Origin of the sequence: Nocardia sienata NBRC 100364 (assembly GCF_001613205.1) — a bacterium.
Classification (GTDB): Bacteria; Actinomycetota; Actinomycetes; order Mycobacteriales; family Mycobacteriaceae; genus Nocardia; species Nocardia sienata.
The window spans coordinates 22,121-35,080 of record NZ_BDBX01000015.1; the positions used below are offsets into that span (position 1 = coordinate 22,121).

The window sequence follows — 12,960 nt, forward strand, 5'->3', positions numbered from 1 at the left end:
ACAAAATACGACGACCGGACACCAGAAATTGTACATTCCGGTGCCCGGTCGTCGCAGTCGTCAGCAGATCAGAAAACCCGCAGCTTGCCCGGATCCCACAACCCGTTGCGGGTCTCGGTACCCGTCGCCAGTTCCGCCGGTACCGCGTCGTAGTACTGGTCGTAGCGTTCCAGCGTGCCCCAGTCCCGGCCCCAGTCGTTCTTCAGGTAGGTCGGGATAGTGGTCGACTTCGCCAGCATCTGGGAGAACCCGAGCGGACCGCCGAACTCCTGGGCCTGCCAGGTGTTCGTGGAGCTCACCGCGAGCGGGCGGTCCGGCAGGATGCGGAACTTCGGTACCTCGGCGACCCCGTTCACGTGCCGGAACGGGCGCTGACACGGGAACTGCAGGCCGACCGCCCAGTCGAGCAGGATCGGCTGCTGCGAACCGAGGTAGTCGTTGGCCGATTCCAGTTTCGGTACCCGCGGCGGGGTGAACGCCAGCCACTGGTCGCCGATGAGGATCGGATCGTTGGCGACTACCCGAACCGCGTCGGCCTCGGGGGCGATCTCGTCCAGCGGCACCCGCAGGTTGCGCCAGGACGGGAAGGGGCCGATATCGCGGGGCAGGTAGGTACCGAGCGGGGTGACCGAACCGTCGGCCTGCCGTTTGCCGTAGTCGACGGTCAGCGACTGGCCGTACTGCATGGCGCCGGTGTCGTCGTAGGACAGGATGCGACCGGCCGCGGTGATCACCACCAGCGGATGGTCGGGCGAGCGTTCGGGCAGTTCGTACCAGCTCGACGAGACGAACGCGGGCTGCTGCACACCCTCCTGGTAGCTGCCCAGGATGGGAGTGGTGGCCGGGTCCAGACCGAAGGGCAGGGCCACAGTACTGCCGTTGACCCCCTGCGCGCCCTGACCGCCGCCGGTGCCGGCGTTCTGCCCCTCGGCGAACGCGGCGCCCACGGATTGACTGGAGGTGTTGCCGGTACCGGGTTTCACCTCGACCGCGTCGGCGGACAGATCGTCGGGGACGCCGTTGGGATCGAAACCGACCGGGTCCACCCCGGCCAGCGGATCGTTCGGGTTGGTGGGCGGGTTCGCCGGATCGATGATCGGGTTCAGCCGCCCGGCGTTCGCGTTCGATTCGACCAGGACATCGTTGGCCAGACCGCAACTCTGCCCGCTCAGCGCGTCGATATTGCCGCGGGCCAGCGAATACCCCGGGTACTGCGAGTAGGCGCCCTTGGCCAGGGAGAGCACCTCGAACAGCACCATGGCCGCGGCCACCAGCGTGAGTGGGATCGCCGCGAACTTGCGGATCCGGCGGCCCCGGGCGGTGCGCGTGGAGTTCGGCGGTTTGGCGTAACCCTCACGCAGCGTGTGCCAGCCGACGAGCAGCAGGGCCGCGGCGAAGAGCACCAGCAGCACGGTGTTGGAGGAGATACCGGCCAGCACCACCCGCTTGTCGAACCAGGGCACCCCGTAACTGGACACGTACCAGTAGCCGTTGATCCCGGAGAACGCCAGGGCAAGCGTGAAGAGCAAACCGGCCAGGAAGATCGCCCGGTTCTTGTGCGCCCGCAGCGCCGAGGCCGATACCGCGACGGCGGTCACCGCGGCCAGCGATCCCGCGATTCCGGCATAGGCGCCGAAATGGTGGGTCCACTTGGTCGGGTTGAACATCATGAAGAAGATCGTGCCGAACACCACACCCATCAACCGCCAGGTCGGTGCCGCGGCGATACCCGGCACCCGGCGCCGGCGCAGCAGCACCAGCATGGTGGTGAACAGGCACAGCAGCATGACCAGGAAGGCGAAGCGGCGCGACAACGACCCATCGACGGTCTCGACGAACAGGTAGTAATACCGCAGGTAGTCCTCGTACCAGGCCAGGTTGGGTCCGGCCAGCTGCCGGACCCGGTTCGCCTCCTGGATACCGGCGAAGGTCTGGTCGCCGTAGACCACGGTGAGCACCAGGAATCCGGCGGCGGCCAGCGGCGCCAGCAGCGCGACCGTGCCGTGTTCCCGGTGCCGCCGTACGACGATGCGGGTGAGGGGGCGGATACCGGCCAGCAGCGCGGCCACACACATCAGGCCGGTCGGCGCGGCGGCGAGCGTGAACGCCGCGACCACCACCGCCACCGCGGCCGGCAGCAACCGCGCGGTCGCGATGGCGCGCTCGATGGAAACCCAGGTGAGCAGTGCGCCGAGGGCGACGATCGGCTCCGACCGCAGACCGTTGTCGTAGGGCAGCCAGAACGCCAGGAAGACCAGCCCGCCGGTCCACAGCGGAACACTGCCGAACCAGGCGCGCCCGCGGGCGCCGCGCAGGCCGTTGCCCAGCCGCGGCACCACCTCGCGACTGATCAGCATCCAGCACAGGATCCCGCAGGCCAGCGCGGGCAGGCGGACCCAGGGGCTGGCCGTGGAGACCTCGGCGAACAGCTGGATCACGTAGTAGTACCAGCCGAACGGCGCCTCGGGTACGCCGTACCAGCGGAAGTAGTTGGCCATATAGCCCGCGTCCGGCGCCACCCGGACCATGCTCAGGATGTACCCGTCGTCGGAGGTGTTGGCGCCGAGGAAGTGCCAGATCAGCAGCGTGCCGATGACACCGCCGTCGGCGAGGGTGGGCTTGAGCCAGTGTGCCGGCAGGAAACGCCGGTGGCCGCGCCTGTCACTGGTGTCCAGTCGCGCCAGTGCCACCAGCGAAAGCACCGTGCACAGCACCGCGGCGACCATCGCGACGAGTTTGATCCAGGTGGGGCTGGAGCTGAACCGGGTGTCGATCGTGGATTCCAGGTTCAGCCCGGCCGGGATACCGCCGGTCATATCGGTGAACACACCGACCAGCTGCGGACGCAGATCACCGACCAGCCGGCCCGCGTTGGGTTCGCCGTTCTCCATGGTGAGCCCGACGAAGGCCGCGCTGGTGGCTTCGATGTCGGAGCGGATGGTGATGGCCGAGCAGTTCGCCATCGCCGCCCGGTCGGCGCTCGCCACGACCGCATTGCGGTCCACCACGTCCACCGAGGTCTCCGAAACCCGGACGAACAATGCCTCCAGCGCCGCGCGGTCGCCCTGCGGGGGTGCGGTGGCCAGCAGCATGCCGCCCTGCGGGGGCAGCTGGTTCACCGCCGCGCACGGGATGGTCGCGGTGAGGTCGATCGGCACCTGCGACATCAGCGGCGCCTGCACATTGGCCAGGCTGTCGTGCTGCGGCCAGCTCAGCGTCGCCGTGGTCTGGGTGACCGGCAGAAAGGGTGTGGCGATCGCGAACAGCGCCCCCAGCACACCGGTGATGATCGCGACGAGACGCGCGATCCGGAAATCCTGCGGCGCGACCTTCGGCTCCGGCTCCGGTGGCGTCTTCGTCAGTACTGCGGTGGCGACTTCTGGCACGCTGGCATGCTACTTGGGCGCGGCGCGCAAGGTCCGGTGGTGCCCCGGCGCGTACCCGATCCGAGTGGAAACACACCCGGCATTCGAGGCATACAAACCACCCGGACGGGGTAAAGACGGGCGGCTGGCACAATCGGCCGGGAAACACCCCCTTAAGCGCGGGGTCGAGCGGCGGTAATGGAAAGGTAGAGGCATGACCAAGGTGAATCTCGAGACGAACTACGGAACCATCGGCCTCCAACTGGACGAGGCGAAGGCGCCGGACACCGTCCGCAACTTCGTCGAATACGTCAAGTCGGGACACTATGACGGCACGATCTTCCATCGCGTTATCCCGGGTTTCATGATCCAGGGCGGTGGTTTCGACGGCCAGATGCAGCAGAAGCCCACGCAGGCGCCGATTCAGAACGAGGCGGCCAACGGCCTGAAGAACAACAAGTACACGGTCGCCATGGCACGTACCAACGATCCGCACTCGGCGACCGCGCAGTTCTTCATCAATGTCGCCGACAACGAGTTCCTCAATCACACCCAGCCGGCGGGCCAGGGCTGGGGCTACGCCGTCTTCGGCGAGGTCACCGAAGGCACCGATGTGGTCGACAAGATCGCGGGTGTGTCCACCTCGTCGCAGGGCATGCACCAGGACGTACCGGTGGAGAACGTGGTCATCGAATCCGCGGCCATCACCGGCTGATCCGAATCGGTTTGTGACGGTTCGGGTTGTTCCCTCGGAACAACCCGAACCGCGAGCGGCTACAGCGGCAGCAGGTGATGTTTGCGCGGGTTGCGGATCACGGTCTTGTCCCGCAACAGATGTAGCGCCCGCCGTAGTTCCAGCCGGGTCTGCGCCGGTTCGATCACCGCGTCGATGAAGCCGCGTTCGGCAGCCACCCACGGCGTGGCCATGGTGGCGTTGTAGAAGTCGATCATCTGCTGCCTTACGGCCGCTTTCTGATCCTCGGGCGCGGCGGCGATCTGCGCGGCCCCGATGAGGCTCACCGCGCTCTCCGCACCCATCACCGCGATCCGGGCGGTGGGCCACGCCAGGTTGATATCGGCGCCCAACTGCTTGGATCCCATCACCGCGTAACCGCCGCCGTAGGATTTGCGGACCACCACGGTCACCTTCGGCACAGTCGCCTCCACGAAGGCGAACAGGAACCGGCCGCCGCGTTTGATCACGCCGACCTTCTCCTGTTCCACGCCGGGCAGGAAGCCCGGGGTGTCGACCACGAAGACCAGCGGGATCTCGTAGGCGTCGCAGAGCCGGACGAAATGCGAGGCCTTGTCCGAGGCCCGGGCGTCGAGGGCGCCCGCATACACCATCGGCTGGTTGGCCACCACGCCGACGCTGCGGCCGTCCACCCGGGCGAACCCGGTGATGATGTTGCGACCGGCCTCGGCACCGTACTCGTGGAAGTGGCCGTCGTCGAAGATCCGCAGCAGCACCTCGTGCATGTCGTAGCCGGCATTATCCGAATCCGGCACGAGCGAGTTCAGTTCCCGGTCCGAATCGGTGATCTCCGGTTCGAGGCCGGGATTCACGATCGGCGGCTTCTCCTGGCAGCTGGTCGGCATATACGACAGGTATTCCCGAACCCATGCGAAGGCCGCCTGCTCGTCCTTGGCGACATGGTGGATATTGCCGTACTGGGCCTGGCTGTGCGCTCCGCCCAGCTCTTCCAGGCTGACGTCTTCGCCGGTGACCTCGCGGATCACCTTGGGACCGGTCACGAACATATAGGCCGCCTCGGTGGCGACCACGACATCGGTGTTGATGGGCGAGTACACCGCGCCACCGGCGCATTTGCCGAGAATGAGCGAAATGGTGGGCACCATCCCCGACAGCAGCTCCTGCCGGGTCGCCAGCTCGGCGTACCAGGCCAGCGAGGACACCGCCTCCTGCACCCGGGCACCACCGGAGTCGTTGATACCGACCAGCGGGCAGCCCACCTTGGCCGCGTACTCCATGACCGCGGCCACCTTGCGGCCGAACATCTCACCGACCGAACCGCCGTACACGGTTTGATCGTGGGAGAACACCGCGACCGGGCGGCCGTCGACCAGGCCGTGGCCGGTGACCACACCGTCGCCGTAGAGCGCGTCCGGATCACCCGGGCGCCGGACCAGAGCACCGATCTCGACGAACGAACCCGGATCGAGCAGCATCTTGATCCGGTCGCGGGCGCTGGGAATCCCCTTGCGCGCCCGCTTCGCGACAGCGGCCTCTCCCGCCGGTTCCTGCGCCAATTCCAACCGTTTACGCAGATCGGCGAGTTTCTCGGCAGTCGTGCTCACTAGCTCCCTTTCCCGGCCGCGCTCGAGGTGATCCGGTCGAGTTTAGCGGTCAGGTCCGCACCGATTCGGCCGATCCTCGGTTCATCGATGATCTGGAGGTGGTCGCCGGGGATGTGCACGATCTCCAGATTGGGCAGGTACTCGTCCCAGCCGCCGTTGGGCCGGCGCTCGGCATAGCGAGGCTCGAGCTCGATCGCGCCGTCGTGATAGCGGTCGGCCAGATAGAGCACCACATCGCCCTCGTAGTGCGTGGGCTGGACCCGCTGCAGTGCGCGGTTCTCGATCCACGAGGTCTTCTGGTGTTCGAGCACTCCGCCCGGGATCTTGGCTCCGGTCATCTTGATCAGATCCGTGATCATCTTGAACTGCTCCTCCTCGGAGGAGTCGGCCAATTCGCGGAGCTGGTCGTCGTCGAGTTCACCGGCGATATTGAAGGTCTTCTTGGCGAAGGCCTGGTAGCGCCGCATCCGTTCCAAACGCTCCTGCGGGCTGTTGTCCTCCGATTCGGCGGGGATGGCGAGGTCGATCAGGCCCACCAGGCGCACATCGGCGCCCTCGGCACGCAGAATCTGCGCGACCGCCATCGCGAGCACCGCGCCGAGCGACCAGCCGTAGAGGACATAGGGGCCTTCGCCCTGCAGTTTGCGCAGTTCGGGCACATACTCCCGGGCCCGTTCCTCGATCGCACCGTCGACCCGCTCGAACCCGTACATCGGCGTCCCCTCGGGCAGCCGCTTCAGCAAGGGCTCGTAGACCAGAGTGTTTCCGCCGGCGGGATGGAAGACGAAGACCGGTATCGCATCGGAGTTCTCGCCCCGTGCCCGGATGGGACGGACGAAGCCGTCGACATCGGCACCGCTGTCCTGCAGGGTGCGGACGACATCGGCGAGCTGTTCGATGGTCTCCGAATCCAGCACGTCGTCGACGGTGACCTCCGCACCGACCCGCTCGGTGAGCCGGGCGGCGAGCTTCTCGGCGGTGTCCTCGTCCAGGATCGGCAGGGTATTGAAGATACCCCCGGCCGATTCACCGGTGATGGTGGCCCAGGCCGCGTAGGTGAGGCGTTCGGCAGCGTCACGTGGCGGAACGTTGTCCTCGTCCGACCCCGCGGCCCCACCGCCGAACAGTGCGGCGCCCGCGGCCGGTTCGGCCTGCGGCGCGGCGGGGGTCGCCGGGGCGGCCGGCTCCGGCTCGGCGGCTGCCGACGTGTCCGCGGCGGCACCCGTCCCCTGGTCCAATGCGGCGACCGGATCTGCCCCGGCCTCCATCGCGGCCTTGGCGGCGTTCACGAAATCGTCGTCCACGCTGAGCGCGCCCGATTCCCCGCTGGCCTGCTGATCGGCCATCGCCTGGACCTGGTCGCGGTGCTCGATCGCATAGCGCAGCACTTTGCCGACCTCGTGCAGGCTGGCGTCACGAACCGCGGACACCTGCAGCTGCGGGATATCGAATTCGTATTCGACGCGGTTCTTGATCCGCATGGCCATCAGGGAGTCCAGCCCGAGCTCCATGAGGGGGATCTCCATCGGCAGATCCTCGACCGCGTAACCCATGGATTCGGCGACGATCAGCGCCAGCCGGTCCTCGACCGTCTGGCCGCTGTCCGGATCCCAGCGGTCGCCGAACCCGGCGGTGTCGACGGTCTCCGCGACCACGGGTTCGGTGAGCGCGGGCGCGGCCGGGCTCGCGGCCGGCTCGGCGGGCACCGGCAGCGCGGCGCCGGAGGTGACCACCGCGTCGAACAGCAGCCGGAACTGCGCACCGTCGCGGGCGTGCACCTGGATGGACGCGCCGCCCGGATGCGGGGTCAGCGTCGTGACCAGTGTGCCGGTCGCGGGCAGCGGTGCATGCGCGATACTCGCGCCCGGATTCACATCCGCGAGTACCTGCGTCGCGGCCGAACGCACCAGCGTGGGCAGATCGTCCACCGATGCGGCCTGGACCTCCCAGACATGCCGACCGTCCGGAAGCGCGACCGACGCACCCGGTACCCGGGTGTTCCCACCGGCCGAGAAACCACTCATCTTGGGCCAGTACGGCTTCCGCAGGAAGGCGGTCCGCGGGATATCGGCGTACGGTCCGGCCGGCATCAGTGAGCCCAGGTCCACGGCATGGCCGTGGACATACAGCTGCGCCAGCGCGGCGATCACACCGGCCGATTCGTCTTCCTTGCGCTTGAGCGTCGGAATCAGCTGCGCGTCGGGGAGCCCGGCGGCGAAGGTGGTGCCCAGCACCTGCATCAGCGCCACCGAGTTCGGCGCCAGCTCCAGGAAGGTGGTGATCCCGGAATCGACCGCGAGTCGTACCGCGTTGGTGAAGTACACGCTGTGCCGCATGTTCTTCACCCAGTAGTCCTCGGTGTGCACCGGGTCGTGGCCGGGCGCGTAGTACTGCTCTTTGTCGACCGTGGAGTACAGGCCGACCTTCGGCTTCGTGGGCTCGATCCCGGCCAGTTCGGCGGCCAGTTCGCCCAGCAGCGGATCCATCTGGGAGGTATGTCCGGCACCCTTGGTCTGCAGGACGCGGGCGAACTTCCCGGCCTCCTCCACCCGGCCCACGATCGCCGAGACCTGATCCACCGGGCCACCGATCACCGTATTGGTCGGCGCGGCGTAGACCGCGACCTCGACATCGGGGAATTCCGGCAGCAGCGCGGCGACCTCGTCGGCGCTCATCTCGACCAGTGCCATATTGCGCACATCGGCGTCGGAGAGCATCTGCTCGCCCTCGCCCATCAACCGCGACCGCGCGCAGATGACGCGGACCGCGTCCTCCAGCGCCAACCCACCACAGATGTAGGCGCCGGCCACCTCACCCATGGAATGCCCGACCACGGCGGCGGGTTCCGCGCCGTGCGCCCGCAGCAGGGCGGCCAGACCGAGCTGGATGGTGAAGATGCCGACCTGGGAGGTGCCCACGTCGTAGTCCTGGCCGTCATCGAGGATCATCTCGCGCACCGAGTACCCGGCCTCGTCCTGCACGAGTTCGTCGACCTCGTCGACGGTGCGCCGGAAGATCGAGTTCTCCTGGTAGAGCTGTTTGCCCATCTTCCGGTGCTGGGCGCCGAACCCGGCCATCACCCACATGGGCCCCTGCGCGGCGGGGGCGTCGGCGGTGAAAACACCGGGACCGGGTTTACCGGCGGCGATCGCCCGCAGTCCGGCCACGGCACCGGCGTGATCGGAGGCCAGCACCACGCCGCGCGAACGCCAGTGACTGCGCCGGGCCAGCGACCGGGCCACGTCAACGAGCGGAGTCCGTTGTCCCGCTTCGGTTTCCAGCCAGTCGGCCAGGTCCGCGGCGGCACGCCGGCGACGCGACGGCAGGTAGGCGGATACGGCCAGGATCACCGGCAGCGGCTCGGCGCGGTCGGCCGACCACTCGGGCTCGGGAGCGGCGTCGGCGGCGACCGCCTCGGCTTCGGCGACCACGTCGGTGCTCGCCACGTCCAGCGCGTCGCTGTCCGTGTCCGGTACGAAGGGCTCGGAGACCTCGACCGGCGCGGCGGGCACGTACTCCTGTACCACCACGTGCGCGTTGGTTCCGCCGAAACCGAAGCCGGAGATACCGACCGTGGCGGTACCGCTGTAGCGCGGGAACGGGGTCGGCTCGTCGACGACCTTCAACCGGGCCTGCTCGAACGGGATGTAGGGGTTCGGGCCCGCGTAGTTGATGGTGGCGGGCAGCACATTGTGCTGGAACGCCAGGAGCACCTTCGCCAGGCTCGCCGCGCCCGCTCCGGATTCCAGATGCCCGAAATTGGTTTTCGCCGAACCCAGCAGCACGGGCGCGTCGGCGGCGCGACCGGCGCCGACCACCTGGCCCAGCGCCTGGGCTTCGAGCGGATCGCCGACCAGGGTGCCGGTGCCGTGGGCCTCGATGTAGTCGACGGTGGAGGGCACGATACCGGCGTCACGGTAGGCGCGGCGCAGTACATCGGCCTGGGCGTCGGGATTCGGCGCGAGAAGCCCGTTGGACCGGCCGTCGCTGTTCACCGCCGAACCCTTGATCACCGCGAGGATGTTGTCGTTGTCGCGTTCGGCGTCGGCGAGCCGTTTGAGCACTACCAGCCCGGCGCCCTCGGAGCGGACCATCCCGTCCGCGTCGGAAGAGAACGCCTTGATCCGGCCGTCCTTGGCCACCGCGCCGATCTTGTCGAAACCGAGCGTGGTCATCGGCATGAGCAGCATGTTCACCCCGCCGGCCAGCGCGACATCGGCGTCACCGGCGCGCAGCGCCTGCACGGCCTGGTGCACCGCGACCAGGGTCGAGGAGCAGGCGGTATCCACCGCGACCGAAGGACCGCGGAAATCGTAGAAGTAGGACACGCGGTTGGCGATGATGCTGCTGGCACTGCCGGTGATCTTGTAGCCCTCCGCCGAAGCCGGGACATTCGGATCGGTCTCACCCAGGCTCATCGCGGCGACCAACTGGAAGTCGGTGGTGGAGGTACCGATATACACACCCACCGATTCACCGCGCAGCTCACTGGCCGGGATTCGAGCGTGCTCGAGCGCCTCCCAGGTGAGTTCCATGATGAGCCGTTGCTGCGGGTCGATCCGCTCGACCTCGACCGGCGACATGGCGAAGAACTCGGCGTCGAATCCGGTGACGACATCCTGGTCCAGATAGCCGCCACGGGTATTGCCCTCGGCGACGGCCTGCGCCAACTGCGGTTCGCTCAGGAACTCCGCCCACCGCCCCTCGGGCAGGTCACGAATGGCGTCACCGCCGTTGATCAGGAATTCCCATGTCGATTCCGGGGTGTCACCCGCGCCGGGCAGCCGGGTCGACAGACCCACGATGGCGATATCGTGCGCATCCCCCGGTGCGTACCCGGCGGTGTAGAACTGGTCGTCGGTGGCCTCGGCGCTGATCTCCGGCGGACCGTTGACGATGACATCGGCCAGCGAGGCGATGGTCGGATGCTGGTAGACCACGGTCGCGTTCAGCACCACGCCGGTGAGTTCCTCGATCTCACCACCCAGCGCCAGCGCGTCCCGGGAAGCCAGCCCGAACTCCTCCATCGGACGGTCCACCGTGATCTTGTCGATCGACTGCCCGGTGGCCTCGGCCACCCAGCGCCGCAACCATTCCCGCAGCTCGGCGACCGAGAGTTCGGTGCCCGGTGTGGTATCGCCGGTCGAGGGCGCGTCGCCGGTCCCGGCGGCGCGATCCTTCTCGGCAGCGGGAAGGTTCTCGGTCGTCTCCGGCGACATGCCCTCGTTATCAGCCATCAGTCCTCAAGCTACCTGTCTGTACGCGGTGCCCGGCAACAGCCTGCGCATCGCTGTGGTGGATGGGCGCTTCGCTTCGCTCACTCGAGGCCGCGACCCGGCTCGGTTGTCGGTCTATTCCTCGGGTGCGTCCGGGAATGCCTGCTGGGTGTAACCGCCCCGCAGAGTGCCCTCGATATACGCGGCCTTGCAGGCACGCCGGGCGATCTTGCCGCTGGACGTACGCGGGATGGAGCCCGCCGGGACCAGCAGCAGGTCCCGCACCGTCACGCCGTGACGCTGGGAGATCGAGGCACGCACCGCGTCGGCGATCGGCAGCGGATCCGCCTTACCGGCGCCCGGACCGCGCTCGGCCACGATCACCAGCTGCTCGGAGGCGTCGTCGGCGTCGAACTTCAGACCCGAGTGGCTTCCCTGTGCGAACACCTCGGCCGGCAACTGGTTGGCCGGTACCGAGAACGCCGCGATGAACCCCGGCCGCAGCGCACTGCTGGCCTCCTGCGCGGAGAACTCCAGGTCCTGCGGGTAATGGTTACGCCCGTCCACGATCACCAGATCCTTGACCCGGCCGGTGATGTAGAGCTCGCCGTCGAAGTACACACCGTAATCGCCGGTACGCATCCAATTCGCGTCGGGCGCGGTGCCCGCGGCATGGCTGCCCTCCGCCAGCGGGGTGACGATCTTGTTATGGAACGTCGCCGCGGTCTCGGCCTCCCGGCCCCAGTACCCGATGCCCATATTGTTGCCGTGCAGCCAGATCTCGCCGACGTGGCCGTCGGGCTGTTCGCGGGCGTCACCGTCGACCGACTCCGGATCGACGATCACCGCCCACTGGGATTTCGCCACATAACCGCAGCTCACCTGTGCGATCGCGTTTTCGGTGCCCGGCTCGACCCGCACCATGCGCCCGGCATTGAGCTCGGTGCGGTCCACATAGGTGACCTTGGCCTCGTCCTCTGCCTTGGTCGCGGAGACGAACAGGGTGGCCTCGGCCATGCCGTAGCAGGGTTTGATGGCCGTTTTCGGCAGCCCGTAGGGCGCGAACGCGTCGTTGAACTTCTTCATCGACGAGGTGGTCACCGGTTCGCTGCCGTTGATCAGGCCGATCACGTTGGACAGATCCAGCGATTCACCGGACTTGGGCAGACCACGCACGGCCGCGTGCTCGAAGGCGAAGTTGGGGGCGGCGGCGAAGGTGCCCGCACCGTCGGAGGCGGCGGCCAGCTCCTTGATCCATCGGTAGGGTCGCCGCACGAACGAGGCCGGCGACATGATGGTGATGAACTTGCCGCCCACGGCCGGCAGGATCACCGTCAGCAGACCCATATCGTGGAACAGCGGCAGCCAGGTGACGCCGCGGGAGTTCCAGTCGAGATTGATGGCGTCGACCATCTGCAGCAGGTTGGTGCCCACGGCACGGTGGGTGATCTCCACACCGGCGGGAGTCCTGGTGGAACCCGAGGTGTACTGCAGGTAGGCGATATCGTCCACCGCGATATCCGGGCGCGCCCAGCTGTCGCCGACACTGTCGGGAATCGCGTCCACGGCGATGATGCGCGGCCGCTGGGCGGCGGGCAGCCCACGGAAGAACTGGCGCACCCCGGCCGCCGCCGAACTGGCGGTGAGAATGGCCGAGGGCTTGCAGTCACCCAGGACGGCGTGCAGCCGGTCGGTATGACCCGGTTCGTCCGGATCGAACAGCGGCACCGCGATCGTGCCCGCATAGATGGCGGCAAAGAATGAGATCACATAGTCGAGTCCCTGCGGCGCGAGGACCGCCACTCGGTCACCGGGCTTGGTGACCTGCTGCAGGCGACCGGCCACCGCGCGCAGCCGGACCCCGAATTGTTGCCACGTCAGCTCGTGTACCTCACCATCGCGCTCGCGCGAGTAGTCGATGTAGCGGTACGCCAAGGTGTTCGCGTCGTTACGGGTGTGCTTCTCGACGTGGTCGACCAGGGTGCGATCATCGGGAATGGTGATATTCCCGTTCTCGTCCAGGTAGTCGTCGAAAGTCTCGTCCATTCCTTCTCCTCCGA

General features: G+C 67.7%; 5 protein-coding genes. 1 reads left to right on the forward strand and 4 read right to left on the reverse strand.

Annotated features, from left to right (window positions below; all coding sequences use genetic code 11):
- Positions 1–68 precede the first annotated feature (68 nt).
- Positions 69–3,386, reverse strand: coding sequence for an arabinosyltransferase domain-containing protein (locus tag NS4_RS10565; protein ID WP_084487095.1), 3,318 nt, complete (start codon positions 3,384–3,386; stop codon positions 69–71).
- Between the two features lie 193 nt (positions 3,387–3,579).
- Here NS4_RS10565 and NS4_RS10570 point away from each other — a divergent pair, with 193 nt between their 5' ends.
- Complete coding sequence (locus NS4_RS10570; protein WP_063059349.1) at positions 3,580–4,080, forward strand: peptidylprolyl isomerase; 501 nt, start codon at positions 3,580–3,582, stop codon at positions 4,078–4,080.
- 59 nt (positions 4,081–4,139) lie between these two features.
- Here NS4_RS10570 and NS4_RS10575 read toward each other — a convergent pair whose 3' ends face one another.
- From NS4_RS10575 to fadD32, 3 genes are all read right to left on the reverse strand, one after another.
- Positions 4,140–5,684 carry an acyl-CoA carboxylase subunit beta gene (locus tag NS4_RS10575; protein ID WP_063059350.1) on the reverse strand — a complete coding sequence of 515 codons (1,545 nt, stop codon included), beginning with the start codon at positions 5,682–5,684 and terminating at the stop codon, positions 4,140–4,142.
- Positions 5,684–10,921 carry a polyketide synthase Pks13 gene (pks13, locus tag NS4_RS10580; RefSeq protein WP_063059351.1) on the reverse strand — a complete coding sequence of 1,746 codons (5,238 nt, stop codon included), beginning with the start codon at positions 10,919–10,921 and terminating at the stop codon, positions 5,684–5,686. The genes NS4_RS10575 and pks13 overlap by 1 nt, the downstream gene beginning before the upstream one ends.
- Before the next feature lie 114 nt (positions 10,922–11,035).
- Complete coding sequence (gene fadD32 / locus NS4_RS10585) at positions 11,036–12,946, reverse strand: long-chain-fatty-acid--AMP ligase FadD32 (RefSeq protein ID WP_063059352.1); 1,911 nt, start codon at positions 12,944–12,946, stop codon at positions 11,036–11,038.
- Between the last annotated feature and the right edge of the window lie 14 nt (positions 12,947–12,960).

Bases quoted from the DNA above. Each gene is read 5' to 3' on its own strand.
- pks13 (WP_063059351.1), bottom strand. From the start codon at position 10,921: ATGGCTGATAACGAGGGCATGTCGCCGGAGACGACCGAGAACCTTCCC.
- NS4_RS10570 (WP_063059349.1), top strand. From the start codon at position 3,580: ATGACCAAGGTGAATCTCGAGACGAACTACGGAACCATCGGCCTCCAA.
- fadD32 (WP_063059352.1), bottom strand. From the start codon at position 12,946: ATGGACGAGACTTTCGACGACTACCTGGACGAGAACGGGAATATCACC.